Annotated in this window: 24 protein-coding genes; 13 read left to right on the forward strand and 11 right to left on the reverse strand. The window is 69.4% G+C overall.

From position 1 onward, the window contains the following. Positions 1 to 5120 (reverse strand): type I polyketide synthase (locus AB0F77_RS31895; RefSeq protein WP_361955151.1); only part of this gene is annotated, 5120 nt, incomplete at its 3' end. A gap of 409 nt (positions 5121 to 5529) precedes the next feature. After that, on the reverse strand, positions 5530 to 6657 hold the full coding sequence (locus AB0F77_RS31900) for a serine hydrolase (protein WP_361955152.1): 1128 nt from the start codon (positions 6655 to 6657) through the stop codon (positions 5530 to 5532). Between the two features lie 555 nt (positions 6658 to 7212). Here AB0F77_RS31900 and AB0F77_RS31905 point away from each other — a divergent pair. Next, a complete protein-coding gene (locus tag AB0F77_RS31905) occupies positions 7213 to 7650 on the forward strand; it encodes a glutaredoxin domain-containing protein (protein WP_361955153.1) in 438 nt (145 codons plus the stop codon). 52 nt (positions 7651 to 7702) lie between these two features. Here the strand turns inward: AB0F77_RS31905 and AB0F77_RS31910 are convergent, their stop codons facing one another. From AB0F77_RS31910 to AB0F77_RS31925, 4 genes are all read right to left on the reverse strand, one after another. Further along, positions 7703 to 8170, reverse strand: a complete 468-nt coding sequence (locus AB0F77_RS31910; RefSeq protein ID WP_361955154.1) for an NUDIX domain-containing protein — start codon at positions 8168 to 8170, stop codon at positions 7703 to 7705. Beyond that, positions 8157 to 8417, reverse strand: a complete 261-nt coding sequence (locus AB0F77_RS31915; RefSeq protein WP_361955155.1) for a hypothetical protein — start codon at positions 8415 to 8417, stop codon at positions 8157 to 8159. The genes AB0F77_RS31910 and AB0F77_RS31915 overlap by 14 nt, the downstream gene beginning before the upstream one ends. A gap of 77 nt (positions 8418 to 8494) precedes the next feature. After that, entirely contained in the window at positions 8495 to 9067 is a 573-nt protein-coding gene (locus tag AB0F77_RS31920; protein WP_361955156.1) for an N-acetyltransferase, read from the reverse strand. Further along, entirely contained in the window at positions 9064 to 10272 is a 1209-nt protein-coding gene (locus AB0F77_RS31925; protein ID WP_361955157.1) for a Tat pathway signal protein, read from the reverse strand. Before AB0F77_RS31925 ends, AB0F77_RS31920 begins: the two co-directional genes overlap by 4 nt. 242 nt (positions 10273 to 10514) lie before the next feature. Here AB0F77_RS31925 and AB0F77_RS31930 point away from each other — a divergent pair, with 242 nt between their 5' ends. Then, complete coding sequence (locus AB0F77_RS31930) at positions 10515 to 10994, forward strand: ATP-binding protein (protein ID WP_361955158.1); 480 nt, start codon at positions 10515 to 10517, stop codon at positions 10992 to 10994. 98 nt (positions 10995 to 11092) lie between these two features. After that, the gene (locus tag AB0F77_RS31935; RefSeq protein WP_361955159.1) at positions 11093 to 11917 is read left to right on the forward strand and encodes a helix-turn-helix transcriptional regulator; all 825 of its coding nucleotides are present in this window, start codon (positions 11093 to 11095) and stop codon (positions 11915 to 11917) included. Positions 11918 to 11966: 49 nt separating this feature from the next. On the opposite strand, the gene AB0F77_RS31940 is transcribed toward AB0F77_RS31935, so the two are convergent. The 3 genes from AB0F77_RS31940 to AB0F77_RS31950 form a co-directional block, all read right to left on the reverse strand. Continuing rightward, positions 11967 to 12287, reverse strand: a complete 321-nt coding sequence (locus tag AB0F77_RS31940) for a hypothetical protein (RefSeq protein WP_361955160.1) — start codon at positions 12285 to 12287, stop codon at positions 11967 to 11969. 113 nt (positions 12288 to 12400) lie between these two features. Beyond that, a complete protein-coding gene (locus tag AB0F77_RS31945) occupies positions 12401 to 13735 on the reverse strand; it encodes an MFS transporter (RefSeq protein WP_361955161.1) in 1335 nt (444 codons plus the stop codon). A gap of 329 nt (positions 13736 to 14064) precedes the next feature. Next, positions 14065 to 14661 carry a hypothetical protein gene (locus AB0F77_RS31950; RefSeq protein ID WP_361955162.1) on the reverse strand — a complete coding sequence of 199 codons (597 nt, stop codon included), beginning with the start codon at positions 14659 to 14661 and terminating at the stop codon, positions 14065 to 14067. Between AB0F77_RS31950 and AB0F77_RS31955 the strand changes: the two genes are divergently transcribed. The 5 genes from AB0F77_RS31955 (at position 14644) to AB0F77_RS31975 (ending at position 19763) form a co-directional block, all read left to right on the forward strand. Then, positions 14644 to 14985 carry a hypothetical protein gene (locus AB0F77_RS31955; RefSeq protein ID WP_361955163.1) on the forward strand — a complete coding sequence of 114 codons (342 nt, stop codon included), beginning with the start codon at positions 14644 to 14646 and terminating at the stop codon, positions 14983 to 14985. The genes AB0F77_RS31950 and AB0F77_RS31955 overlap by 18 nt on opposite strands. Positions 14986 to 15062: 77 nt before the next feature. After that, positions 15063 to 16319, forward strand: coding sequence for a hypothetical protein (locus AB0F77_RS31960; RefSeq protein WP_361955164.1), 1257 nt, complete (start codon positions 15063 to 15065; stop codon positions 16317 to 16319). After that, positions 16319 to 17581 carry a cytochrome P450 gene (locus tag AB0F77_RS31965; RefSeq protein ID WP_361955165.1) on the forward strand — a complete coding sequence of 421 codons (1263 nt, stop codon included), beginning with the start codon at positions 16319 to 16321 and terminating at the stop codon, positions 17579 to 17581. Before AB0F77_RS31960 ends, AB0F77_RS31965 begins: the two co-directional genes overlap by 1 nt. Positions 17582 to 17826: 245 nt before the next feature. Continuing rightward, positions 17827 to 18480 (forward strand): hypothetical protein, encoded by a 654-nt coding sequence (locus AB0F77_RS31970; RefSeq protein WP_361955166.1) that lies wholly within the window; start codon positions 17827 to 17829, stop codon positions 18478 to 18480. Positions 18481 to 18482: 2 nt separating this feature from the next. Beyond that, positions 18483 to 19763, forward strand: a complete 1281-nt coding sequence (locus AB0F77_RS31975) for a hypothetical protein (RefSeq protein ID WP_361955167.1) — start codon at positions 18483 to 18485, stop codon at positions 19761 to 19763. 280 nt (positions 19764 to 20043) lie between these two features. On the opposite strand, the gene AB0F77_RS31980 is transcribed toward AB0F77_RS31975, so the two are convergent. Together AB0F77_RS31980 and AB0F77_RS31985 are read right to left on the reverse strand one after the other, a co-directional pair. Further along, complete coding sequence (locus tag AB0F77_RS31980; protein ID WP_361955168.1) at positions 20044 to 20586, reverse strand: GNAT family N-acetyltransferase; 543 nt, start codon at positions 20584 to 20586, stop codon at positions 20044 to 20046. After that, entirely contained in the window at positions 20571 to 21824 is a 1254-nt protein-coding gene (locus tag AB0F77_RS31985) for a helix-turn-helix transcriptional regulator (protein ID WP_361955169.1), read from the reverse strand. The genes AB0F77_RS31980 and AB0F77_RS31985 overlap by 16 nt, the downstream gene beginning before the upstream one ends. Positions 21825 to 22004: 180 nt before the next feature. On the opposite strand from AB0F77_RS31985, the gene AB0F77_RS31990 reads away from it, so the two are divergent. The 5 genes from AB0F77_RS31990 (at position 22005) to AB0F77_RS32010 (ending at position 26001) form a co-directional block, all read left to right on the forward strand. Continuing rightward, positions 22005 to 22898, forward strand: a complete 894-nt coding sequence (locus tag AB0F77_RS31990; RefSeq protein WP_361955170.1) for an ATP-binding protein — start codon at positions 22005 to 22007, stop codon at positions 22896 to 22898. Between the two features lie 74 nt (positions 22899 to 22972). Then, positions 22973 to 23410, forward strand: a complete 438-nt coding sequence (locus AB0F77_RS31995) for a hypothetical protein (protein ID WP_361955171.1) — start codon at positions 22973 to 22975, stop codon at positions 23408 to 23410. Next, a complete protein-coding gene (locus AB0F77_RS32000; protein ID WP_361955172.1) occupies positions 23407 to 23814 on the forward strand; it encodes a roadblock/LC7 domain-containing protein in 408 nt (135 codons plus the stop codon). The genes AB0F77_RS31995 and AB0F77_RS32000 overlap by 4 nt, the downstream gene beginning before the upstream one ends. A 304-nt stretch (positions 23815 to 24118) precedes the next feature. After that, on the forward strand, positions 24119 to 25015 hold the full coding sequence (locus AB0F77_RS32005; protein ID WP_361955173.1) for an endonuclease/exonuclease/phosphatase family protein: 897 nt from the start codon (positions 24119 to 24121) through the stop codon (positions 25013 to 25015). Between the two features lie 158 nt (positions 25016 to 25173). Beyond that, positions 25174 to 26001: a helix-turn-helix transcriptional regulator gene (locus AB0F77_RS32010; RefSeq protein WP_361955174.1), complete on the forward strand. Its 828-nt coding sequence runs from the start codon at positions 25174 to 25176 to the stop codon at positions 25999 to 26001. Positions 26002 to 26092: the final 91 nt, after the last annotated feature.

Here is a 26092-nt window from a genome sequence, read left to right on the forward strand (position 1 = left end):
CGGCTGAACTCCACAAACGCACCCGGCGTCGACATCACCGTCACACCACCGGCCAACGCCAGATCACACTCACCCGACCGCAACGCCTGCGCCGCAAGGTGGAGGGCGACCAGGGACGACGAGCACGCCGTGTCCACCGTCACCGCCGGACCCTCAAGACCCAGCACATACGACACCCGCCCGGAGAACACACTCGCCGCATTCCCCGTCCCCACATAACCGCCGAAGTCACCCTCCGACAACGACAACAACGCCGGATAGTCCTGGCCGTTCGTCCCCGCGAACACACCCGTCCGCGAACCCCTCAACGACCGAGGATCAATACCCGCCCGCTCCACCGCCTCCCACGACGACTCCAACAACAACCGCTGCTGCGGATCCATCGCCAACGCCTCACGCGGCGACACACCAAAAAACCCCGCATCGAACGCGTCGACATCGGCGAGGAAGCCACCGAGGCGGGTGTGGCTGGTGTAGGGGCCGTCGGGGGCGCTGAGGAGGTCGAGGTCCCAGCCGCGGTCCTGGGGGAAGCCGACGATGCCGTCGCGGCCCTCCGCCAGCAGACTCCACAGGGCCTCGGGCGAGTTGGCGCCGCCGGGGAAGCGGCAGGCCATGCCGACGATCACGATCGGGTCGGAGGACACGGCCGCGCCGGTGACCTGGGGGAGGTCGCTCGCGTCGGAGACGACGCCGCCGAGTTCGCCGTACAGGAAGTTCGCGAGCGCCGCCGGAGTGGGGTGGTCGAAGACGACCGTCGCCGGCAACCTCACCCCACACTCCGCGCCAAGAACGTTGCGCAGCTCCACCGCGATCAGCGAGTCCACGCCCAGGTCACGGAACGCACGGTCCGCGGGCACCGACTCCGGACCCGGGTATCCGAGCACGGCGGCCGCGCGGGTGCGGACGGTGTCGAGGAGTTGGGCGCGCTGCGCCTGGGCGGTCAGTCCGGTGAGGCGGTCGCGCAGGGCGTTGGCGGGGGCGGGCCGGTCGGCCGTGGCCTTGGGCGCCGCGTACAGCTCGGCGAGGAGCGGGCTGGTGCGTACGGCCGTGAAGGCGGGGCCGAAGCGGGTCCAGTCGATGTCGGCGACGAACGCGACGGCGGCCGACGCGGCCGCGGAGACGGCGAGGGCGTCGAGCCCGGCCGCCGGTTCCAGCAGGTTGACGCCACCGCGGCGCTGCCGGTTCTCGGAGGAGCTGTCGGCGGCCATGCCGCCGCCGGCCCACGGCCCCCACGCGACCGAGGTCGCGGGCAGCCCCTCCGCACGACGCCGCTCGGCGAGAGCGTCCAACATGGCGTTGGCGGCGGCGTAGTTGGCCTGCCCCGCGGAGCCGACGGTGCCGGCGAAGGAGGAGAAGAGGACAAACGCCGACAGGTCCCGGTCGCGGGTGAGCTCGTCCAGGTGCAGGGCGGCGTCGACCTTGGCGCGGACGACCGTGTCGAACTGCTCGGGGGTGAGGGTGTCGAGGACACCGTCGTCGAGGACGCCCGCGGTGTGCACGACGGAGTCCACGGGGTGGCTGGCCAGCAGCGCGCGGACGGCGTCGCGGTCCGTCAGGTCGCAGGCGACCAGGGAGACCTGGGCGCCCGCGGCGGAGAGTTCGGCCTCGAGTTCGGTGGCGCCGGGGGCCTCGGGACCGCGGCGGCTGACGAGGACGAGGTGCGCGGCGCCCCGTTCGGCGGCCCAGCGGGCCACGTGGGCGCCGAGGGCACCCGTGCCGCCGGTGATCAGGACCGTGCCCTCGGGCGTCCAGGGCGTCTCGGGTTCGCCGGTGACGGGGGTCAGCCGACGGGCGAGTACTCCGCCCGCGCGCACGGCGACCTGGTCCTCGTCGGTACCGCCGGACAGGACGGCGGCGAGCCGGGAGACGGTACGTCGGTCGAGTTCGGCCGGGAGGTCGATCAACCCGCCCCAGCGGTCGGGCTGTTCGAGCGCGGCGACCCGGCCGAGGCCCCAGACGGCGGCGGCGGCGAGCAGCGGCGGGGCGTCGTCGCGGGTGGCGGCGACCGCTTCGCGGGTGAGGGTCCACAGCGGCGCGGTGACTCCGCTGTCGCCGAGGGCCTGGATCAGCAGGGTGGTGGCGAGGACGGCGTCCGGGGTGCCCGCGCGCTCGCCCGGCGTGAGGGCCAGCGTCGACACCACTCCCCCGACGGGGGTCTCCCCCGCGGCGGAGGCGAGGAGCGCGGCGAGGGTGGCGCGATCGGCGTCGCTGGGGCAGGGCACGGTGACGAGCTCGGTGGCGCGGCCGGCCAGGGTCTCCGTCAGGGCACCGTGCCAGCCGTCGTGGTCGAGGCCGGCCGGGGTGACGAGCAGCCAGCGGCCGGCCAGCCGCGCCTCGCCGGGCAGCCCGGTCACGGGGCGCCAGGTCACCTGGTGGCGGTGGCCGCCCTCGGCGGGGTCGGCGGCTGAGCCGTCGGCGCGGTAGGAGCGCTCCAGCCAGTAGCGGTCGCGGCGGAAGGCGTACGTCGGCAGCTCGACCCGGCGGCCACCGGGCAGCAGGGCCGACCAGTCGGGCGTACGGCCGTGGATGTGCAGGCGGGCGACGGCGGAGGTCAGCGACTCGGCCTCGGGGCGGTCCTTGCGCAGGACGGGCACGAACAGCGCGTCCGTGTCGTCCGGGGCGCCGGACTGGGCGAGGGCGGTGAGGGTGCCGTCGGGGCCGAGTTCGACGTAACGGGTCACGCCCTGCTCGGCGAGGGTACGCACACCATCGGCGAACCGAACCGCCTCACGCACGTGCCGCACCCAGTAGTCCGCCGACTCCAACTCCCCTGCGGCGGCGAGCTGTCCGGTGACATTGGAGACGACCGGGATCTGCGGCTCGGCGTAGGTGACACTCTCGGCGACCGCACGGAACGCGGCCAGCATCGGCTCCATCAGCAGCGAGTGGAAGGCGTGCGAGACCCGCAGCCGGGTGGTACGGCGGCCGAGGGCGCCGATCTCGTCGGCAACGGCCTGCGCGGCAGCCTCCGTACCGGAGATGACAACGGCGCGGGGGCCGTTGACCGCGGCGAGAGACACGTCACCGGTCAGCAGGGGCAGGACTTCGTCCTCGGTGGCCTCCAGCGCGAACATCGCGCCACCGGAGGGCAGTTCCTGCATCAGACGACCACGCGCGGACACCAGACGAGCCGCGTCCTCCAGCGACAGCACACCCGACACATGCGCGGCAGCCAGCTCACCGACGGAGTGCCCGACGAGGAAGGCGGGACGTACGCCCCACGACTCCACCAGCCGGAACAGCGCGACCTCGATCGCGAAGAGGGCCGGCTGCGTCCACCCGGTCTCGTTCAGCAGCTCGGCATCGTCACCGAAGACGACACTGCGCAGGTCACCGTCGAGGTGCGCGCATACGGCGTCGAAGGCTTCGGCGAACACCGGGAAGGAGTCGTACAACTCCCGCCCCATACCCAGCCGTTGCGCACCCTGACCCGAGAAGAGGAAGGCCAGCTTGCCCTCGCCCTTGGTGGTGCCGGTGTGAGTGTGGTCGGCGGGGCGGCCCTCGGTGACGGCGGTGAGGGCGGCCAGCAGGTCGGTGCGGTCCTTGCCGAGGAGGGCCGCGCGGCGCGGGAGCGCGGCGCGGGTGGTGGCGAGGGACCAGGCGAGGTCGTGGAGGTCGGTGTCGGGCCGTTCGGTGAGCAGGGCGGCGAGCCGGGCGGCCTGCTCGCGCAGGGCGTCCTCGTCCTGGCCCGAGAGCACCCAGGGCAGGACGGGCAGGGCCGTGCGCTCGGTGGTCTCGGCGGCCGGTTCGGCGGCGGGGGCCTGCTCGATGACGGCGTGGGCGTTGGTGCCGGAGACACCGAACGCGGAGACGGCGGCGCGGCGCGGGCGGTCGAGCTCCGGCCAGTCGCGGGACTCGGTGAGGAGCTTGACGTTGCCGGCGCTCCAGTCGACGTGGGAGGAGGGGGTGTCGACGTGGAGGGTGGGCGGCAGGACGCCGTTGCGCAGGGCGAGGACGGTCTTGATGACGCCGACGACGCCGGCGGCGGCCTGGGTGTGCCCGATGTTGGACTTGGCGGAGCCCAGCCACAGGGGGCGGTCGGCGGGGCGGCCCTGGCCGTAGGTGGCGAGCAGTGCCTGCGCCTCGATGGGGTCGCCGAGCGCGGTGCCGGTGCCGTGCGCCTCGACGGCGTCGATCTCGGTGGCGGGCACACCCGCGTTGGCGAGGGCGGCGAGGATGACGCGCTGCTGGGAGGGGCCGTTGGGGGCGGTCAGGCCGTTGGAGGCGCCGTCCTGGTTCACCGCCGAGCCGCGCACGACGGCGAGGATCTGGTGGCCGTTGCGGCGGGCGTCGGAGAGGCGCTCGACGACGATGACGCCGACGCCCTCGCCCCAGCCGGTGCCGTCCGCGTCCTCGGAGAACGCCTTGCAGCGGCCGTCGGAGGCGAGGCCGCCCTGCTGACCGAACTCGATGAAGGCGCCGGGGCTCGACATGACGGTGACGCCGCCGACGACGGCGAGGGAGCACTCGCCGGAGCGCAGCGACTGGGCGGCCAGGTGGAGGGCGACGAGGGAGGAGGAGCAGGCGGTGTCGACGGTGACCGCGGGGCCTTCGAGGCCGAGGGTGTAGGCGACGCGGCCGGAGACGACCGACATGGAGGTGCCGGTGAGCAGGTGGCCGCGGACGTCGTCGGGGACCTCGCGCAGTCCGCTGGTGTAGCCCTGGTCGCTGCATCCGACGAAGACGCCGGAGCGGCTGCCGCGCAGGTCGGCCGGGTCGATGCCGGCGCGTTCGAACGCCTCCCAGGTGGCCTCCAGGAGCAGGCGCTGCTGGGGGTCCATGGCCAGGGCCTCGCGGGGCGAGATGCCGAAGAAGGCCGGGTCGAAGCGGTCGGCGTCGAAGACGAAGCCGCCGCGGCGGTGGCCTTCGCCGTCGGACCCGTCGGCGTCGGGGTCCCAGCCCCGGTCGGCGGGCCAGTCGGTCACGGCGTCGGTCCCGGACACGAGCAGGTCCCAGAAGTCCTCGGGGGAGCGAACACCTCCGGGCAGTCGGCAGCTCATGCCGACGACGGCCACGGGCTCGGTGTCCCGGGACTCCAACTGGCGCAGTCGGCTGCGGGTTTCATGCAGATCGACGGTGAGCCGTTTGAGGTAGTCCCGAAGCTTCGCTTCATTCGTCATGGACTGCCCCCATGCTGTTGTGGTGACGGAACGGTCGCACCTCGTGCGGCTTTGGACAGCATGTCTCGCCGACAACCCGTTCCCGGGGCCCCGACGGGCTTCTCTGGGGAAACCCTTGAAAATCATCACCGCAGGCCGGAGGGGTACGGGAAACCTCAGGCCGTACCGCCGCCACAGGGGTCGTACCCGCTCGGCTCACGCAGGGGCTTCGGCGCGCACTTCGCACCGCCGGCTTCAGTCCCGGGTCGCTGCGTCGGAGAGATCGTCTTCGCCTTCGCGGTCGGCTTCGCGTCGCCCTCGCCGTTCGAGCTGCCCGCAGGCGCCGTTGTGGGCGCGCATCGAGCCGCGGTCGCCGGTCTGCCGATTCGGTGTACCTGCGTACCTCGACCCCGCGCGGGGCGGGCCGGGATCAGGGTTCGGTCATGGAGGGCAGCAGGTGGTCGCGGATGAACTCCCTTGCGTTGATCTCCTTGTTGACGCTGTTGTCGCTGGTGTTCTCGCTTGTTACGAGCACGACGTCCGCGCCGGGGATGACGTAGACGAACTGGCCGCCGTATCCCCAGGCGAAGTACATCGAGCGTCCGGAGACGGTCTGCATCCACCAGCCCTCGGAATAGGCGAAGGTGTCGTCGACCTGTGTGGTCCGGGCTTGCGCCGCCCGCACCGCAGCACGTGGTACGAGCTGCCGGCCGGCCCACTTGCCGTCGTGCAGGTAGAGCAGGCCGAACTTGGCCAACTCCCGTGGCGTCAGGTAGACGTTGTACCCGCCGGAGAAGACGCCTTGCGGGTCACGGCCCCAGTGCTCGGCCGTGATGCCCATCGGTCCGAACAGGTATCTGTGCGCGAACTGGCAGGTGCTCATGCGAGTGGCCTTCTGCAACACGGCCGAGACGACGTGCGTATTGCCACTGCTGTAGTTGTACGTCGTGCCAGGAGCGGACACGAGCGAACGGCCGAGAATCGCCCGGACCCGGTTCGACGCCTTCTCGACACGGCTCTCGGTCGAATCCTCGGTCCAGTCGAGACCCGACGTCATGGTCAGCATGTGCCGGATGGTGATCTTTTTCTTGTCCGGCGACGTACTGCCGAAGTACTCCGGCAGATAGTCGGCCACCGGGTCGTCCAGGCTTCCGATGTAGCCCTTCGCGATGGCGATGTGGACCAGTGCCTGCAGAATACTCTTCGACACCGAGTGGACGTTGTTGCTCCGCCGTGCGCCACTCCCGCGGTAGTACCGCTCGGCCACGAGACGGTCGTGCCGGACGACCAGCGCGCTGAACAACGACGCGTTGTTCCCGAGCTTGGTCAGCCCCGTACGCAACAGGGTCGAATCCATCCCCTGCTTCTCCGGCGGGGTCGGCGACCAGTCCGCACCGTCGTCTCGGGGATCCGTGTACGTCGGATTGCTCTCGTAGAACGCCCGGCCGTCACCTGCGATCCGGTCGCAATCGACGGCCGTCGTCCTGGCCGCCTCCGTGGCTGTCGACTTCGAGGACGCCGCCCCGGCGCACCCGGCCAACGCCAGGAGCGACAGCATCGGCACCACCCAAGCAATCCGCCGTACGTCCGACCGGCCCGCCCGGACGTACGCACCGGCGGCGACGGCAACGGCGACGGCGCGGGAGCGAATCCGCCGCGATCTTTTCTTTCGCGATCTCATACCTGGCTTTGCTTCCCTCAATACGAAACGACGGCGCCGACCTCGCCGTTCCTCTTGGGCACCCGGCCCTGCCGTCACTCATAGCGCATCCGATCGATCAGCCACTCGCAATAACCGAAATTGAAGGAATCTGACCGTTCCGAGTTGCAATCTGACCGCACTCCCGAAGGGGCCGCACAGTGGCCGAGGGGCAGTCCGCCGAGGGGAGGGCGTCGAGGGCGGGCTCCCACGGGTGGGCACGGCGATGACCGCCTCGCGCAGCTCGGCGACACTGCGCCGAACGGCCGGGTGCCGGTCCGGGGACGACCCGTCCGAGGGACCCGATCAGATAATGCACGTGAACCGGTATCGATTCGCCAACTGCCTTGCCACTCAACGTAAAACCCGCCGGGGCCGGTGGGCCGGTTCGGCTTGTCGGTAGCCTTTGTCGTCGTGACGCGTGTCTGGATCCTGCCGATGCTGCTGGTGCTCTGCGGCTCAGTCCTCGCGGCCGGACTGATCGTCGGCGGAACCCCCGGCGCAGCCGTAGCGCTCCTGCTGGTCTTCGTGCTGCTCGCGGGCGTGAACTCGCCTCTGGTCTTCCCGAGGTCGATCAGCGCGTCGGAGGCACAGCGCCGCAGCGCGGTCGACGGCCGGCCGGTCGTCTTCTGGCGGCCGGGCTGCACTTACTGCATGCGACTGCGCATCCGGCTGGGCCACAGCGCCCGACGGCTGCACTGGGTCGACATCTGGCGCGACCCGGCCGGAGCCGCAGTGGTGCGGGCGGCCAACGACGGCAACGAGACCGTGCCGACCGTCGTCGTGGCGGGCCGACCGCACACCAACCCCGACCCCGCATGGGTACGCGAGCAACTGCCCCGCTCCACATGATCGGAAACGGTGCCACATCACAGAGGCGTCCGCATACTCGGTGGGCCGACCCTCACCGGAGAACAGGCATGCTGGCGCTGCGCCAGTCGTTCAGGCGCTTGCGGATGCTGGAAACCATGGGCAGGGCATCGGTGTCGGCGGGTGCGAACCAGGCCACCTCCGTGGACTCCTCGGACACCGTCGGCCGCCCTCCCACCATCTGTGCCGTGAAGCAGATCGAGAACTCTTGCCGGACTTCACCATCGTCGTAGGCGAACACATGACCGGGGTTGGTGTAGGTGCCGACAATGCCAGTCAGCCGCACGTCGTAGCCGGTCTCCTCCCGGGTCTCCCGAACAGCGCAGTCGGGCAGGGACTCCCCGATGTGCATGACACCTCCGGGCAGGGCCCACATCCCGTTGTCGCTGCGGCGCTGGAGCAGGATACGGCCCGCGTCATCGACCACCACGACGGACGCAGCGGGTACAAGACTGTTCGCCGCGGGTGCATCCGGATCGTCCTCGTAGTCACGCCGTCCCATCTGTCTCCTCCCACACTGGCCTGCCCCGACCCCACAGTTCTTCGACGTGCGCCGCGAAGCGGTCGAACATCCCGTCGTCCTGGTACCGGCGCAGGTGAAGGGTGGGTGCGTCGTGCCCCACCGAGTGCGGAAGCAACGGCGTGACGATCATGTCGTCATCGAATCGGAAAACGGAAAGGTGCGCGTGCCCGCCACTGAACCGCGCATCGATGCCCGGCTCACTGCGGATCTTCTCCAGTTCTGCCAAGGTGACGCGGATTCGTGTCGACAGAGTGAGCGCAACGCCCTCGTCCGTATGCCTTGGCCCCACTAGAGGCCACTCGGTCAGTTTTCCTGTGCCTGATGCAGAGGGTCGCGCATCATTGTTGCGAAGACCGGTGAGTCGTCGAACGGCTGCTGGCTGCCGATCTGCTGATAGCCCCAGGACTCGTACACGGCCTTCAGGCGTCCCTCGGACAGAGCCGGATTGACCAGCAGGGTGACGCGTTGTTCCGTGCGCCGCGAGAGCAGTTCCTCATGGAGGGCTCGGGCCGTTCCCTTGCCCTGGGCACCTCGCCACGGCCGACGCACAAGGATCTCGTTCAGGGCCAGGGTTCTGGCACCGTCTTCCTTGACGTACGCGTCGGGCAGAGACACCCGTTCCGAGGACCACCATCGGGTGTCCTCGCCGAGCGGTACGGCAAAGACGTAACCGACCGGTTCACCGCCCTGGTACCCGACGACAGCTTCCCAGCCGGGGCGGGACGAGTAGGCCGTCAGCCGCTCGTCAAACCTGTCCCGGTGGTAGAACGGGCGTTCCATCAGGCCGAATTCACCACGCACTTCCACGTGAATGTCGACGATGAGCCGACGTACCTCCGCCACGTCTGTGGTGCGGTGGTAGACCGTGCCGCTCATGCCGCTGCCCTGTGATCGAGCCACGCACCAGTCTGGGAGCTGAGTGGCGCCACAGCTGTGAGCCGGGTGGTGAAGTCGTTCAAGAGCATGTGTACGCGACCGCGCCCGGCCATCTCCGCCGGGACCCTACGGGCCGACGCGACAGCAGGCTCCACGTCACCCTGGCCCAGCTGGGCCAACGCCAAGTTGGCGTAGGTCAGGGCCCGGTTCCGCTCCAGGTCGGGCCGCAGCCCGCCGAGGCATCGGTGCGCGTGCCGCTCGGCGTCTTCCCACTTCCCGAGCCGGAGGTAGGCAAAGGTGGCCAGGCTGTCCAACTCGGCCTGGTCGTAGAAGCTCATCCACGACGGGCGGTGCTTCGCCCTGTCGGCGCGGTCGAAGCTGGCCTGCGCCAGGCCGATCGCACGCAGTGCGCTGCGGTCGTCGTTCATGTCCGCGTGAAAGGTGGCGAGCCGGGCGAGGGCGAGGGATGCGTACAGCGGATCGCTGCGCGTGATCGACGTGGCTCGGGCTGCCTCGCCGGCGGCGATCGCATCGGCGGGGCGACCGAGGTGGCGGTACATGATCCCGGCGTGGCCCCACACGCGATACAGGATGTGCCGGTTGTTGGCCAGGCTTGCGAGGGTGACGGTCTGGTTGAGGTAGGGCTCCGCCTGACTCAAGCGACGTCCGTCGACAGCGGCCCACATCGCGCTCGCGGTGAACGCCGCGGCGACACCGTACAGCTCGGACCGGATGCGACTGGACGCGAAGTGACTGTTCTGCATGCGCATGGTCTCTTCGGCGAGCGTGGCCGCATGCTGTTGCAGCTCCTGCGTTCCTCCGTACTTGTTGTCCATGCTGACGACGGCTGCCAACTTCGCGTTCATCCTGTCCACATCGGCCGAGCCCAGTCGGCGCTGAGTGTCGGAGGGCGCGGTGAGTGAAGCGCCGGCGGCGGTGGCGGCGGCCAGAAAAGCGCGTCGATACACGGGGTCGTCCTCGGGTACTGGGGGAAACTCTGTGTTCTTGATCCCCCGAGGAACGAAGCCTAACTCCGCGGCCGTTCGCCCCGTCACCCTTTGAAGCGCCCCCCTCAGGAGGGGGTTCGGTGATCGATGTTCGCCGTTGAGGAGCTTGTAGATGTGTCTCTCGTGGACCGTCCCGTAATGGCCGGTCAGATCGCTGATTGCCGTGTTGACCAGGGATGTCAGTTCCCTGATGGGCATTTTGTGGTCGTGTAACCACGACGAGAAGGCATCGTTCCGTGTCCCCGACATAACAGAACGTTAGGGTCTACGGCTCCAGCAAGAGTAAAGAGATAGTCAAAACGGCAGGGGGGTTGCACCCGACTCCGAGCCGATACGGCATCCACGCGAGTGCCCGGACCGCGGTTACCTGGCTGTACATGAGCCAGCAGGCGGTGCGGCATGCCCCTTCCGCTCGCTCCCTCCTGCCCCCAGAGGACGCTATGACGACGACAGCCGTACGGCTGTCCCGCGCGGTCCTATACCGCGACCGGGACGTGATGGACGAGCGGATCGAGCTCCGGTCCAGCACCCGTGGCACTCAGCCCTGCTCTGAAGACGCCGCCCGCGCAGGCGCCATACGCCGGATCGCCGCCGCGCGCCTTCGGTACTGCAGCCTGGACGCCCTGCGCGACGACGTGATGCTGGTCGTCTCCGAACTGGTGACCAACGCCGTGCTCCACGCCGGTACGAGCGAAATCCGCGTGACCATGGCAGTCCGGGACGGCTTCCTGGTCATCACGGTCGTCGACGGCGTTCCCGGGGCTGCGGCGACCAGGCACACGGACGGAAACTCGGAGTCCGGCCGGGGCCTGGAACTGGTCGAAGCCGTGGCAAAAGAACATGGCGGTTCCTGGGGAACGAGCAACGCCGGCGCGAAGACATGGTGCCGCCTCGCACTGCCCCCGCAGACACAGCCGTGAGCGCGTACGTCATCGCCCTCCAGCTGGGCGATCGATGCCCCGCCACCGGCCATTCCTTGAAATCCAGGCCCCCGCTGACAGTGAAGAAGAGATCGTCCGTGACCAACATCAACGCGCTGGACCCGGGCGCCTCGCCACTCGATTACTACGGATCCGAACTCCGCCGCCTCCGGGAAAAAGCGGGCCTGACACAGCGACAACTCGGTGACATCGTCGCCTACACGGGATCACTCGTCGGCCAGATCGAGACCGCCAGGAAACTGCCCACGGCGGAATTCAGCGAACGGGCCGACACCGCCCTGGAAACGGGCGGATCGCTGTCCCGGCTCCTGGACCTGGTCATGAGGAGCCAACTCCCCCGCTGGTTCCAGCAGACCGCGGAGCTGGAAGCACGGGCGACCGAGATCTGCGCCTTCCAGCTGGGCATGGTCCACGAATTGCTGCAGACCCGGCCCTACACCCATGCCGTGCTCACCGCGTTCCACCAGACCGGCCCCGAGGACGCGGCCACCGCGCGACCGACCCGGCAACACATCCTCGACAAGGAGAAACCACCGGTCCTCTGGATGGTCCTCAGCCAGGCCGCACTGCACCAGCAGATCGGAGACCGGGAGACCATGCACGGGCAACTCACCCACCTGGCCTCCTTCGAGTGCCACACCCGGGTCAACATCCAGGTACTGCCCTTCTCGGCCGGAGCACACCCGGGACTCACGGGCCCCTTCACCGTCTACCGATTCGCGACCGACCCGGCCGTCATCCGCACCGAGGGATACGGCAAAGGCCACCCCACGGCGGAACCGGAGACGGTCGAGACCTGCTCACTCCGATACGACCACCTCCGGGCCGCCGCACTCTCCATCAAGGACTCGGCGGAACTGATGCGACGAACAGCGGAGTATTGCTACGGAGACGCGACATGAGTCCACCCGCAGCAGCGACCAGGACAGCAATGATGCCGGGCTGGATCAGCTAGCGCACCCGCAACCCCCGCAGGAGCAGGTCGACCGCCGCCTCGAAGTCCCGGTCCGCGTCCGGGCGTTCCCACTCCCGTGCGTAGCAGGGGTCGTGGTAGCGGCCGGAGAGGTGGAAGAGCGTGCGGCCGGTGGACGCCGGGTCGCCGGGGGCGAAGACGCCCTCGGTGATGCCCGCCGCCACGATCCGGGTGAGCTGGGCGGTCAGTTCGGCGATGTGCCCGGCGACCGCGTCCACGTTCTCCCCGGCCAGCACCAGATAGGTGGCGAACAGCTCCGGGTCGTCACCCGTCTGTCCGTCGACCGCATCGGCCGGCACCTCACCGCCCGGTGGAACCTCCCGGCGTGCGCGGGGCGGCCGTTGCTGGATGCTGCGGCCCGCGACCGCGCGTTCCGCGACTTCGGCGGTGCGGTCGAGGTGGCCCGCGCGTTCTACCTCGGCGCTCGCGCGGACACTCCGACGGTCTCCGTGGGGACCGGCTCGTGTGCGGACTGCCCGGCCAGGGCCAGGGTCCGAACCTGACGGATCAGCAGCGGAACGACGGCGGCGAGCACAATCACCAGGGCGCCGCCCGCGAGGGTGGCGCGGACTCCGACGGCGCGGGAGACCGGGCCCGCGAGGAGGTAGCCGAACGGTACGGGGACGAGCTGCCCGAGCGTCGAGTACGACAGTGCCCGGCTCAGCCGGTCGGCCGGGATGCGCTCCTGTACCAGGCCGGACCATACGGTCATGCTGACGGCGAGACCGGTTCCGGCCGCCACCGTCGCGGCGACGAGCACCGGCAGCGGGGCGGCGGCGCCCATCGCGGCGAGCGGCAGCGCGAGCGACCCGGTACCCGCGCACACCACGCGGCCGACCAGCCGGGGCCGCCACATCAGCGCGACGGCGGCCCCGACCACCAGTCCGGCCGTGAACCCGGAGACGACCAGGCCCCACAGTCCGGCGCCGCCGAGAAACCGCTCCCCGTAGACCGGGCCGAGGAGCTGGTACCCGACCATCCACACCGGCACGACGAAAGCTCCTTGCACGACCATCACCCACAGCCAGCGGCGAGAGCGGAAGTCGCTCCAACCGTCCCGCAGATCGGCCAGGAAACCCGTCTTCACCTTCACCACGCCCGGCTTGAGGTCGATCCGGGCGAACAGGAGGGCGGAGGCCGCGAAGGTGGCCGCGTCCCATCCGATGGCCCAGGCCGACCCGACCGCGGCGACGAGGAAACCGCCGATAGCGGGGCCGCCGACCTTGACGAGGTTCTGCGCGATCTTCAGGAGGGCGTTCGCCGCGTGCCGGGCCTCGGCCGGCACCACTTCCTTGACGATGCCGCCCGCGGCCGGGGTGAAGAACGCCGAGGCTGCGCCGCAGATCCCGGACATGAGCACCAGGTGCCACACCCGGGCCGTGCCGGACCACAGCAGCACCGCGGCGAGGCCCTCGGCGAGCGCACACACGATGTTGGACCACACCATGACCCGGGCGCGCGGGAGCCGGTCGGCGACGACTCCGCCCACCAGGAGTAGAAGGATCTGGGGCGCGACGCTCGCCGCCAGGACCAGGCCGAGGGCGCCCGCTCCCCCGCCGATGTGCAGCACCGCGAACGCCAGGGCGATCGGCGAGACCGCCGATCCGGTCCACGACAGCACGCGCGCGGTGAAGTGCAGCCGGTACGGCCGCAGCGCAAGGGGCGCCCCTGCCTCCCGGACCCGGGACGCCCAACCAATTCGGGGGCCAGGCCCCGCCGTCCAGTTCAGCAGCCGCGCTTTTCGCAAGATCCAACTCCGCCCAGGAACAACGAAATCCCGGCGGCGAGACGCCACCGGGAAGACTGCCCCGACTCTAGGGCACAAGAAAGATCGCCTGTCGCAGACGCAACAGCCCGCACCCGAAGAACTCCGGTCCAGCCAGATATCGCCCCACGCACACGGCACAGCCGGTCACAGACGACCGACGAAGACACCAAGGTGATCACGCTCACTGCACAGAACGGCCCGGTCTTCTGAAGACCAGGCCGCTCTGTGCAGGGTGCCACGCGTTGATCCTGCTGTAGCAGAAGTAACGCTGTAAACATTTGACTGCGGAGGCGACGGGTGTCGTCCGTTCAGTCGCTGCGCCGGCCTTCGTCTCCTGGGTTCTCGTCCCGCCTCTGGCGCTCGGCGTCCACCAAGGCGTCCATGATCGTCACCATGTCCCGCAGCGATGGCGGCTCCTCCCCGGTGTGCCGAAGGGCCATCTGGCCGCCGCGGAGGAATTCGATGCTTGAGTGCAGGACACCTGCATAGAGGCCGTTGATCTGTGACTTCAAGTAGTCGGCGAGGGCTGGTCCTTCCGGCCTCGACAGGTATCCGTGTTCCACCTCGTAGTACTGCTCCAGCGGCGAGCTGTATTCGACACGTGCGCTGCGCTTTCCCTTGACGAGGTACTCGATCAGCGTGTGGGTGAGGTCGACCTCACTCCCGATCTGCCGGTAGCTCCCGGGCTGCGGCGTGGTCACGAACTTCCGGCCGCCGCTCGCGTCGGCCGGCGCCAGGGCCCGCTGTCTCAGGTAGTCGAGCCGCTCGCTGACCAAGTCCCGGTAGTAGAACTCCCGGGGCTCGCGCTCGCGGGGCGGCTGCACCGGCTCCGCGCCGCGCAGAAGCGCCCGGATGCGGTGCGGCGGGATGCCGGTCTGCTGGCGGATGTGCTCGACGTCGAGCACATCGTCGCGCCCCTTGCCGTGACGCCCGGCCGCCTCATCGAGCTCGCCGAGGAGCCGGGCGATGTCGGCGGCGGTTACCTCGCGGGGCGCGTTCACCTGAGGGTCTCCAGGGGGCCAGGGCAGACGGGTGTGCGCAGGCAGCGTATCCGTGCCAAGGCCACCGAAACCATCGCTCACGGATACGCCGAGGGCTGTAGTCATTTGTTGACAGCGGTGCGGCGGGTGAAGAAGGATCTCGATCGCTCCACCAGCGGGATCGGCCTGCCGCTCTCCGGCTGTCTGTCCCGTTTCTCCCTGTTCCCCGCGACACGGAATCCGGTGTGATGACACCCCATGCAGACCATTCCCCCCGTACCCCGGCCTCGCGGGCTGCGGGCTGTCCTGTCCGTCACGGCAGTGCCGTGCCCCTGTCGAGCCGGCAGATGGTCGGTGATCCTGCCCAGTTCTACGCCGGACTGCGCCGGCAGGCCCGGGGCAAGGGCGTGGTGCAGGTGGCGTTGGACGGCGATGTTCCGGCCTATCTCGTCATCGGGCATGCGGCCTGCGAGGCCGTTCTCAAGGAGCCCTCCCGCTACACCCGCGACCTCAGGCGGTGGCGCGTGCTGAAGGAGGGCAGGCTGCCGCCGACGTGGCCCCTGGCGCCGCACGTCCAGTGGATGCCCAACATGCTGCACGTCGACGGCGAGGAACACCACAGGCTGCGCGGCGCCTTCACGAACAGCCTGGCCAAGGTCAGCGCCCGCCGCCGGCAGGCCGTCACCAAGAAGGCGGCCAACAGGCTGATCGACAACCTCTTGGAGGCGGGGCATCCCCGGCTCGGGGCGGGGCATGCCGATCTCGTCAGCCAGTACGCCCGCCCGCTGCCGGTGCTGGTCCTGAGCAGGATCTTCGGCTTTCCCGAGGAGGATGAGCCGCAGCTCCAGGAGGGCATCAAGACGCTTCTGGAGGGAGGTGAGGGGGCTCTCGCTGCCCACGCGGAGATCACTCAGATCATCCGTGCCCATGTCGAGCGGCGCCGCTTCGTCCCCCGCGCGGACATTGTCTCCTGGCTGCTGGAGGCGGGGCTGACCGCCGACGAGGTGGTGTGGACGGTATGGCTGGCGTTCATCTCCGGCATCGCGTCCACCACGGCGTGGCTGGCCAATACGGCCGATCTTCTGGTGCGGGCCGACGGCACGCTGTCCCATCTGCGCAGCAAAACGCAGGACGAAGCGGGTGTCATGGAGCGGGTGCTGTGGGACCACACTCCGGTGCAGCAGGTCATCGGCCGGGTCACCACAGTTGACGTGGAGCTGGGCGGACTCGCCGTCCCCGAGGGGGCGTTGCTGATCGTCAGCCTGGCCGGCGCCAACCTCGATCCCCGCTTCGGCGAGACCGAGGCTCTGCGCCGCTCCTACACCGAGGGCAACCTCTCCCATCTGTCCTGGGGCCTCGGTAGCCACGAATGCCCTGCCGAGCCGCTGGCCCGCTCCACCGTCCGCGGGGGAGCCGAGCAGTTGCTGACCCGCCTGGACGACCTCGCCCTGACCTACCCCGACCAGCCCACGCAGTGGAGCCGGTCGATCATCGTGCGCGTCCCGGACGAGGTCGTGGTCTCCTACGACCCCGCTCGGGCACGTGAACGCGCCCACACCCTCGACCTGACGGGAGATCACTGATGGACCTTGCCACCGAGTCGGAGCTGTTCCAGCTCGACGGAGAAGCCACTGATGTGCTCGGGGAGGCACGCCGCCTGCACGCCCGCGGTCGCCTTGTCCCGGCAGTGGCCGACGGGATCAGATGCTGGGCCACCGGGGACCACGAGGTCGCCATGGCGGTGCTGAAGGGAGACACGTTCAAAAAGCATCCCCGTCACTGGGCGGACCTCCGCAACGGCCTCGTCCCCGACACCGTGCCGATCCTGGAGTTCGTCACGATGCCCGGCATGCTCAACGAGGACGACCACCGACACCGCGAGCTGCGCGGTCTGGTCAGCAGCGCCTTCACCCCGCGCCGTGTCGAGGAACTGCGCCCTCGCATCGAGGCCATCGTCGACGAGCTGATAGCCGAACTCTCGCAGGCATCACCGGCATCACCGGACTCGTTCATCGACCTGCGCCACCGCTTCGCCTTCCCCCTGCCCATGCAGGTCATCTGCCACCTGTTCGGTCTGGACCTCGTCAGCAGCGAGACCCTCGCCTGGGACTACGCCACCCTCCACGACAGCCGCAGCAGCCCCGAGCAGGCCGCCGAGGCAAAGGCCGCTGTGCTCGCCGTCATTGCCGGTCTGATCGCCGACAAGCGGCAGAACCCCGGAGACGATCTGGCCTCCGCTCTGATCGGGGCCACCAACGGCGAGGGCGCCACGCTCGATGACGAACTGCTGCTCTACACGCTGATGCTGTTCCTCTTCGCCGGGCACGAGACCACGACCAACCTCATCAGCAACGCCCTGAAGGCCCTGTCGCAGCATCCCGACCAGCTCGCCCGGGTCCGAGCGGGCGAGGTTCCCGTCAAGGACGTCGTGGAAGAGGTGCTGCGGTACAACTCGCCGATCCACTCGATCATGTTCCGGTATGCCACCGAGGACACGGAGGTGCCCGGCACGGATGTCACAGTGAAAAAGGGCGACGCAGTGGCCGTCTTCGTGGCGGCCACCGGCCGGGACACCGCGGTCTTCGGCCCCCAATCGGACGTCTTCGACCCGTCCCGCCGGCCGGCGGCGAGTCATCTGTCCTTCGGCCAGGGCGCCCACTTCTGCATCGGCGCCCCGCTGGCCCGCATGATGGCCACCACCGCACTCACGAAGTTCCTGCGCCACTTCGACTGGGACCCGACCGGCGCCCCCGCCACCAGGCCGATCAGCTCGTACTCCTCCAATGCGGACACCGCGTACTTCGCGCGGCTGTCCCCGCGCAAGGACGTGCCTCTCGCCGCGTGACGGCCACCGGGGCGCGGCATACCTGCGAAGGCCGCGCCCCTTACGCACGAGAGGTGAATCCCACCGACACGATCAAACCCGGCTGATAGTCTCGCTCCGCAGGTCAACGGGCACAGCCCGTCACCAAGTAGCAGGGGAAAACGGGGAACGGGGAGCGTGAGACCAATGCACCACAGCCGTCCGGGCGCTCGACCAGGCGCCGCGAGCGGAGCTCGCTCCGGCACAGCAGTTGAGCCGACCAGCGCATGAGCCCTACCGGCGCACAGCCCCCACGCCGCGCCGGCCTCGCACGGCTCACCGGGACCGCCACCCGCGTCAGGACAGCCGTCCGGGAGCACCGGTCCTGGTCCCGTGAACGGCGTGACGCACTCGCCTACTTCCACGACGAACTCGGACTGTCCGCGGGCGCAAACGTCCAAGACGTCCTGGACATCATCGGCGAGCAGCGTGGCCGCCGCCTCCGGACCCATGTGCTGTCCTCCCTCCCGCCCACCGTGAGCGGCGTGGCCCTGCTGGGAACCACGGACGAGGACATCATCGGCATCAGTGACCGGCTGAGTCCCTGGCAGCAGGCCCACGTCAAGCTCCACGAGGCGCGGCACTTCGGCCCGAGCGGCTTCGCCCGTACCGGGTCGGCCAACGACCATTCCACCACCGTGCACACTCACTTCGCCGGCGTCAGCCTCCAGAGCCTGGAAGCCCACATAGCAGCCCTGCCTCCGCGGCTGCGGGAGGAAATCCTGTCCCGCCCCATGCGACTGCGGGAGACCTTCACGGAGGACGAGGAGCGCATGTGCGAGGTCTTCGCCCATGCCGTGATGCCTCTCCTTGCCCTTGATGCCACCGACAAGCGCACCGGCCCCCTGACCACCGCCTTCAGCAACCGCAGGTCTATCTGATCATGGTGCCGCTGCGGCTCCTCACCGTCGCCAACCTGATCATCGCCGTGTCCACCATCGGCCTCAGCACGGTCAAGGCACTGGCACTGCGTCGGCAGCGCCGGGAATGGTCACTGCGCCTTACCGCCTCAGTCCTGATCTGCGCCGGCATCATTTTCCTCCTCGCCACCCCCGGCCCCTTCCGGCTGGTCGGCGCCCTGCTCCACTCACCCAACATCTGCGCCCTGATCGTCCCGGCCGCCACACTGGCGTGCGTCGCCCACGCCCATGCCCTCAGCCAGCTCTGGCAGCCCGACAAATCCGACCCGGCCTCCCTGCGCCGGACTGCCTGGCGCTGGGGACCCGTCTACGGCGGCGCCATCACCGCCATGACGGCCCTGTTCTTCCATGCGCCCCTGGGGCCGGCCGCGCCGCTCAAGTTCGCCGCGGTGTACGCCCACGTGCCGGAGGTCGTCGCCCTCCACCTTGTCTACTGGAGCACGCTGATCCTGACCGTCGTGGTGACCGTGCGCGAGTGCCGGAAGGTCACCATCCCCGGCCGCCCCGAGCTCCGCGAGCATCTCGCGCGGTGCATGGCCGCGTTCGGTCTGGCACTCGGCTTGGACCTGGTGAATGTCGTCTTGACCGCGACCGCGCTGTTCGGCACCGCTGCCGGCCCCCACCGCCTCGATGCGCTGGCCGAAAGCGCGTGGCTGGCCACCATCGCCAGCTGTATCGCCGCCAACGCGGGCCTGGGCGCCATGGTCCTGTACTCGCGCCGCGCCGAGCGCCGCGACAAGCGCCTTGTCACGCCCCTGCACGACCTCGTGGTCAGGAACGACCCCGCGGCCCAGGCGGACCCGAGCATCGTCCTGGCACCGCGGTGGTCACTGTGGGCAGGCTTCAACACGGCCATGGAACTCACGTCGGTCATGGCCGAGCTGGAGGACGGGTTCGGACGACTCAGCCCGTGGTGGAGCGCCCTTGCCCCGATGGCAGTCACCCGCCTCGCCCAGGACCAGCCGGACGGGAGACAGGACGCAATCGCCGACGACACGGCAGACATCTGGGACCTGACGGCCGCCCAGGTGGCCGCCACCCTGCTCTACGCGGCCCACGCCCGCAACCAGGGCCTCCCCGCCCTGCCCCCGCAGATCCAACTCACCCGGTTGCCCGGCTCCGACACCGAACCCCACGCCTGGCGCCAGCACCTCGTCCGCGTATCCCAGCACCTGGACCATCCAGTGGTCACGAAGGCCGTCACCCTCGTCAGCAAGGCCCAGGAAGCCAGCCCCACCCGCTAGGCACGCAGCGGATTCCGGTCATGCTCCGCGTCACTCCGTGTTCTCCGGCCCCCCCAGGGAACGGCTCTACCGAATCCACCACTCGGGAAGGGCCGTGCCCATGGGAATGCAGGCACCGAACATCGGAGCACTGCGAGCGGCGCTGTTCGGCGAGCTGCTGCGGAAAATCGCGGCACCGGTCAGGGCACTGCGGCGACGCCGGTAGACGGCACCGCCCCGTTCCTCCGGCGCCCTGGACGGGCTCAGCACTTCCGGAGAAACGGGGCCACGGTGAGTACCGTTACGACTGTTCCTCGGCGGGCAACAGCCGGAGCATGACCCCGAAGTTCGGGCTGTCCGGGAACGGACGCCGGGTGCCGATCCTGCGGTACCCCCAGGTCTCGTACAGGGCCTCCACCTTGGGGTGATCAGGGTCGACCAGGAGCACCGCCAGGGCTTCCGGCCGGCCGGCGATCAGTGCCTCGTGCAGCCGCTTGGCCGTGCCGGTCTTGCGCCACCGTGGACGCACCATCAGCTCCGAGACGGAGAAGGTGGAGGCGTCCGCCGGCGGCTCGGGCAGGTGCTCACGCCACCACTCCCTTCCCTCGCCGGCCGGGGCGCCGTAGGCAAACCCGACCGGCTCGTCCCCGTCGTAGCCAATGACGCAGACGTATCCCGGGTGGCCGCCCCAGTGATCCACGAACCACGAGAAGCGTTCATCGAACTCGGTCATGCTGTCGGCGTAGACGTCCGCGTGCACGTCCAGGAGCGTCTGCCGGATGGTCGGCAGGTCCTCGTGGGTGAAGCGTCGGAGTTCGACGGCGGTGGTCAAGGGCTGCTCCATTCGGTCCGGTAGCGGTCGGCCCACTCGTGTGCGATGCGCACGGAGGGAGCACGGGCGATCAGGTCGCGCTGGAAGTCGCCGAGGAGCTGCCGCAACCGCCAGGGAAGCGGATCGCCCTCCATGATCGTGAAGACGCTGCCGCTGGTGGCACACCCCTGCTCGACCTCGTCCTGATGCAGCTGCGCAAGGGCAAGCCGGGCTGTGGTGAGCGCCTTGTTGCGCCGGTAGGGCTCGGGCAGAGCGGCAAGGGCCCGGTAGGAGGCCGCTTCGGCCTCTGCGGGGTGGCCCATGACGTCTCTCACGATGGCGGTGAGGGAGGCAAGCTCGGCCGGCCCGTAGAAGGCGATCCACGCCGACGGGGGCCGCTCATCCACCCGCGACATGGCGTCCTCAGCACGCTCCAGGCAGGTCAGAGCCCCGCCATGGTCGCTGCTGTGGGCCAGGCCGACCGCGGTCCGGGCGTGGGCGAGCGACGCGTGCAGCGGACTGTGCCGGGCGATCTCTGTCCCCTGGGCGGCCTGCGAGGCGGCAAGGGCCTCGGTGAAGTCGTGGCGCTGCCGCGCGAGCATCGCCCGCAAGTTCCACACTTTCATGGTCATGTCGGAGTCCTGCGCCATGCCCGCGAGCGTCAGGGCCCGATCCAGGTGGCGGTCGGCCCGATCGAGCCGCCCCGCGTCGATCAGGAACCATGCCGCTGCCGAGGTGAAGTCCGCGGCGACCGCGGACAAGTGGCGCTGCACGTGCTGCGTCGCCGCGGAATCCTTCCGGAGAGCGAGCGCCTTGGCGGCTCCGTCGAGGGCGGTCTGTTCCAGGCCGTGGCCACCGCGTTTGTCGTCCAGGACGATCAGACGCTCCACCTCTTCGCGCAGCCGGATCACGTCGGACATACCGACCTGCAACGGCCGGACCGGGGCGGGAGAATGGGGGAGGGCAGCGGCGGCTGCGGCGCCGGCGGCCGTGCCGATGAAGGTGCGACGGTCCGGCGACGGTCCAGGGCGGGACGGGGGAATGAAGCCCAGTTCTTCCGGAGTCATACCGAACTCGTCCCGCAGCACGCGCCGTTGGCGTTCACGCGGCCAGCGGATCGTTCCATTGAGCCAGTCCCGGACGTGCCGACCGGAAATTACCCCGGGCGACCCTGTCAGTTGCTCGATGCGTTTGTTGAGCCGGTCGGCTAACTCGCGCTGCTTCAGTCCTGCTTGGTGCATGGCCGCCGCCAGGCGGAGGTTCTTCGGCACACCCTCACGGTAGCCCCGCCCTGGGGTGCTGTTCCCGCGTAGGTAAAAACTTCCGGTCCACCACCGGAAGAATCCTGTACTCCTGCTGTAGTCATTTGTTTACTGGTGGGGGCGAGGTAGCCGGAGTTCTCGAATCCACCGGCCTCGCCTGCCAGATCCGTCGATCCGGAGACCTAGGGCATGACGCTGACTGTGCTGGACGGCATGAGGGCTGCCTGTATGCGGCCTGGGCAGGCTGTCTATGAGGTGTCGATCGCCCGTGACCGGGCGTCGGACCCGGGCCGCCTGACGCAGGCCGATGCGGTCTGGCCCGGTCGGCTGCGCCGCATCGTCCGGGCGGCGCTGGCCTACTGGGGACGGCCGGATCTGATCGAGCCGGCCGAGCTGCTGACGACCGAGCTGGCCACCAACGCGCTCCGGCACGGCACCGGCACCGTCGGATTCCGCCTGTGTGTGCGTGACGAGCATCTGGTGATCGAGGTCCGCGACGGTTCGCCGCAGCGTCCCGTACTACGCCGTGCCGCCCTGGACGACGAGAGCGGCCGGGGGCTTGTGCTCGTCGATGCGCTCGCCGACGCATGGGGCACCAGTCCCGACGGCACCACGACCTGGTGCCGTCTCAGTCTCCGTAAAGGACCTGACGCCGTGGACCGTGTCGAGCCCCTGCCCCTGGTACGCAGGTACCCGACCATCAGGCTGGCAGCGGACGCCAAGTCCGTCATACGGGCCCGCCTGAACGCCCGTACGAGCCTGACCGTCATCGGGTGGGCGGGCAGCGTCGACGCCGCCGCCGCGGTTCTGGCCGACCTGGTGCACAACGCCCTCCTCCACGGCCTGCCGCCGACCAGCACCGCAACGATCAGCGTCGACCTCGGCATCACCGAGGACGGACGGCTCGTCATCGACGTCTGCGACCCCACCCCCCGCTTCCCCGACTTCACGGCGGCCTTGCAGAACGGGCGAGGTCTGCAACGAATCCAGCAACTCGGCGCTGGACTCACCTGGTTCATTGACCCCACGCTCTGCGGGAAGACAGTCCGCGCCACCCTGACACCGGGGCCGGTGGACCTGTGACAGCCGCCATGCCGAGTACGACCGTCACGGCCACGCCCGCGTGCCGGCCGGCCTCTGACATGTACAGCCGCCGCGTGCTCCTCGGTCACCGCTACGACGTCGTGGTCACCGGCGGCGGCCCGGAAGGCCGCACCATGGCCGTCGTGCTCGATGAGTACCAGCATGGATGCGGCCCCGTCATCGAGGACCCCGAAACCGGCTGGCTGTACTGGCTGGTCCCCCCGGGGTCCGCCCGCACCTGGTCTCCGCACACCCATGGCGTGTGCCTCGGCAGCCCACGCACGATCAGGCTGCCCTCACCCCAGCGGACGGCGCCGTCCGGCGCGTACTGGCTGCGGCCGTACGCCCACGACCGGCCGGTGCCCGTCCAGGCGCTGCGCGAGCTCCTGGCCCGCTTCCGGCCCGTGCCGACCCCGCACACCACCCTCGCCGCTCACCTGAACCAGATCACCCGTTCAGGCACCATTCCTCCGCAGGCATCCCGCGCCGACACGAAAGGGCCTGGTCGATGACACACCACAGACCCGATCTCGACTGGGCCCTGCGTGACCTGGTCGAGAGCATGCACGAGATCCGCCTGGCGCTCACCGCTTCCAGCGACGGCAAGGCACTCGCGGTGTACGGCAGCGGCAGCCGGGACGATGCCGACCGTTTCGCTGCCGTCGTCGCGGGCTTGCAGGCCCTGTCCACGCCGGTCGCCGAGCAGTTCCCCCGCGCGGGGGGTCTGCTGCGCCTGGCCATGATCGAGGTCGACGGCGGTCATCTCTTTGTCGTCCGCGCCGGCACCGAGTCCTACCTCGGCGTGCTCGCCGAAGAGGGGCTCGATCAGGGGCTGCTCGGCCATCAGATGCGGGATCTCGCCCGGCGGATGGGCGAACTGCTCGGTACTTCCCGGCGCGACAGGCCCGCCCCTTAAGCCCCGTGCCTCCGGTGAGTGCCATGCCCTTCCCCCGGGGCGCCGGAGGCACGGCCAGACGGCCCACCGCTGCCGGTAGGCACCATGCCTACCTCCCCGAGGCAGCGGTGGGTCCCCCATTCCGCATCACGAGCCGGGCCCAAGGACCGCACGACGACCAAGGAACGCCAGGTGCGCCACCTGTGCCCAACGGCTTCCGGCGTCCGACCGTCCGCGTGTGGTCGCCGCGGGCGGGGTCCACAGCCGGCGCGAGGCATTAGCCCCTATTTCCCTCTCTGTCCCTTTTCCTAACGAAAGACATGTCATGGCCATCAATACGGACGAACTATGTGTGGCGTCATGGAACGTCGCCCACAACGGACGCCGACTCGACAGTAAGGATTCGCGACGCCGTCCTGCGCACAGCGTCCTCGCCCGCTTCGTCCCTCACGTCGTGTTCCGCCACGAACTGACCGGCGCCTCGGCCAACAGCCGGGCCGAGCTGTACGAGGAAGCGAACAAACTCGCATTGCTGCCGTTCATGCCCGAGACGAAACCTGGCCGCAGTCGCAACCCGCCGGGAATCATGATCGATCCCCACCTCTTCGAGGTCGTGGCCCAGACCGATCACGACCTGCCGTGGAAGCCGGTCTGCCATGTCCGAGTCCGGCTCAAGGGCTGTCCCAAACCACTGGAACTGGCATCAGCCCATCTAACCCATTTCGATCCCACGATGCGTGCGACGGAGGCCCGGAGACTCACCGTGCTCGCCGACCACGGCCGCACTGCCCTGATCGGACTCGACGCCAACAGCTACCCCCACCGAAGTGCCGACGAGACCACCGACCCCCTCGTCTGGAACGCAGTCGACGACCCCGTCCACTTCCAGCAGCGCACCATCGAGCGCCACGGCCGACGGGTCAGCGACACCCGGCCCTCCGAGATTCTGACCGGCGGCCGGCTGCCAGTGTTCACCGACCTCGCCCATCACGCCGGTACCACCCTGCACCAGGCCGGTGCCATGGAGGCCACCGCGAGCCTGACCCGTACGGATCAGGGGCCGCCGCAGCGTATCGATTGGATCATCGCCACCCCTGACCTGACACCCGCCCTGCGCAGTGTGGAGGTCGTCGCAACCGAGGAGGTGCGGCTGCGGACTGACCATGGACTCCTGATCGCCCGGTTCAGCCTGTCCGACATATGCGACATCCTCATGTCCTGATGACGGCAGACACGCGAGGGCTCCGCTACGTGGAGCCCTTTCCCTTCGTCGCGGTCAGCCGGAAGCCCCGCAAGCCCATGGCCGGAAGGACAGGTCGGCCAGTCGGGGTGACGAACCAAAACCCGCTCCACAGGACTCAAGGAAGACCGCAATTGCCCGTGACCAACATCAACGTGCTCGATCCGGGCGCCTCGCCGCTCGATTACTACGGTTCCGAACTCCGCCGGCTCCGGGAAAGAGCGGGCCTGACACAGCGACAGCTCGGTGACATGGTCGCCTACACGGGATCACTTGTCGGTCAGATCGAAACCGCCCGGAAGCTGCCCACGGCAGAATTCAGCGAGCGGGCCGACACCGCTCTGGAAACGGGCGGATCGCTGTCCCGGCTCGTGGACCTGGTCATGAGGAGCCAACTCCCGAGCTGGTTTAAGGAGATCGCGGAGCTGGAAGCACGGGCGACCGAGATCTGCACTTTCCAGATGGGCATGGTCCATGAACTGTTGCAGACCCGGCCCTACATCCATGCGGTACTCCGCGCGTTCGAAGAGACCGAACCCGAGGACCGGACCGCCGTGCGGCTGACCCGGCAGCGCGTCTTCGAGAAGGAGAGACCGCCGGTCTTCTGGATGGTTCTCGGCGAGGCCGCACTGCACCAGGAGATCGGGGACCGGGAGATCATGCGTGGGCAACTCGCCCATCTGGCCACCTTCGAGTGCAACACCCGGGTCAACGTCCAGGTCCTGCCGTTCTCGGCCGGAGCGCACCCGGGGCTCACGGGCTCGTTCACCGTCTTCCGGTTCGGGACCGACCCGGCCGTCGTCCACGCCGAGGGGTACGGAGGCGGGCACCCGACGGCAGACGCGAAAACAGTCGACAACTGTTCGCTCCGGTACGACCACCTCCGGGCCGCCGCACTGTCCATCAAGGACTCGGCGGAACTGATGCGACGCATGGCGGAGGACCGCTACGGAGAGCAAGTGACGTAAGTCCCCTTACCGCAGCGACCAGGAAAGTGATGGTGACCGAGCCCGTCACCACCCGGTGTCGGCCCCGGGTGAGGTCGTCGACGCTCGCCCG

It is taken from the genome of Streptomyces sp. NPDC026672, from assembly GCF_040638185.1.
In the GTDB taxonomy this organism is placed as follows: Bacteria; Actinomycetota; Actinomycetes; order Streptomycetales; family Streptomycetaceae; genus Streptomyces.

Coding starts and splice junctions, on each gene's coding strand:
- AB0F77_RS31900 (WP_361955152.1), bottom strand. CDS start 6,657: ATGCTGTCGCTCCTGGCGTTGGCCGGGTGCGCCGGGGCGGCGTCCTCG.
- AB0F77_RS31910 (WP_361955154.1), bottom strand. CDS start 8,170: ATGGGACGGCGTGACTACGAGGACGATCCGGATGCACCCGCGGCGAAC.
- AB0F77_RS31920 (WP_361955156.1), bottom strand. CDS start 9,067: ATGAGCGGCACGGTCTACCACCGCACCACAGACGTGGCGGAGGTACGT.
- AB0F77_RS31925 (WP_361955157.1), bottom strand. CDS start 10,272: ATGCCCATCAGGGAACTGACATCCCTGGTCAACACGGCAATCAGCGAT.
- AB0F77_RS31930 (WP_361955158.1), top strand. CDS start 10,515: ATGACGACGACAGCCGTACGGCTGTCCCGCGCGGTCCTATACCGCGAC.
- AB0F77_RS31965 (WP_361955165.1), top strand. CDS start 16,319: ATGGACCTTGCCACCGAGTCGGAGCTGTTCCAGCTCGACGGAGAAGCC.
- AB0F77_RS31970 (WP_361955166.1), top strand. CDS start 17,827: ATGAGCCCTACCGGCGCACAGCCCCCACGCCGCGCCGGCCTCGCACGG.
- AB0F77_RS31975 (WP_361955167.1), top strand. CDS start 18,483: ATGGTGCCGCTGCGGCTCCTCACCGTCGCCAACCTGATCATCGCCGTG.
- AB0F77_RS31980 (WP_361955168.1), bottom strand. CDS start 20,586: ATGGAGCAGCCCTTGACCACCGCCGTCGAACTCCGACGCTTCACCCAC.
- AB0F77_RS31990 (WP_361955170.1), top strand. CDS start 22,005: ATGACGCTGACTGTGCTGGACGGCATGAGGGCTGCCTGTATGCGGCCT.
- AB0F77_RS32000 (WP_361955172.1), top strand. CDS start 23,407: ATGACACACCACAGACCCGATCTCGACTGGGCCCTGCGTGACCTGGTC.
- AB0F77_RS32005 (WP_361955173.1), top strand. CDS start 24,119: ATGGCCATCAATACGGACGAACTATGTGTGGCGTCATGGAACGTCGCC.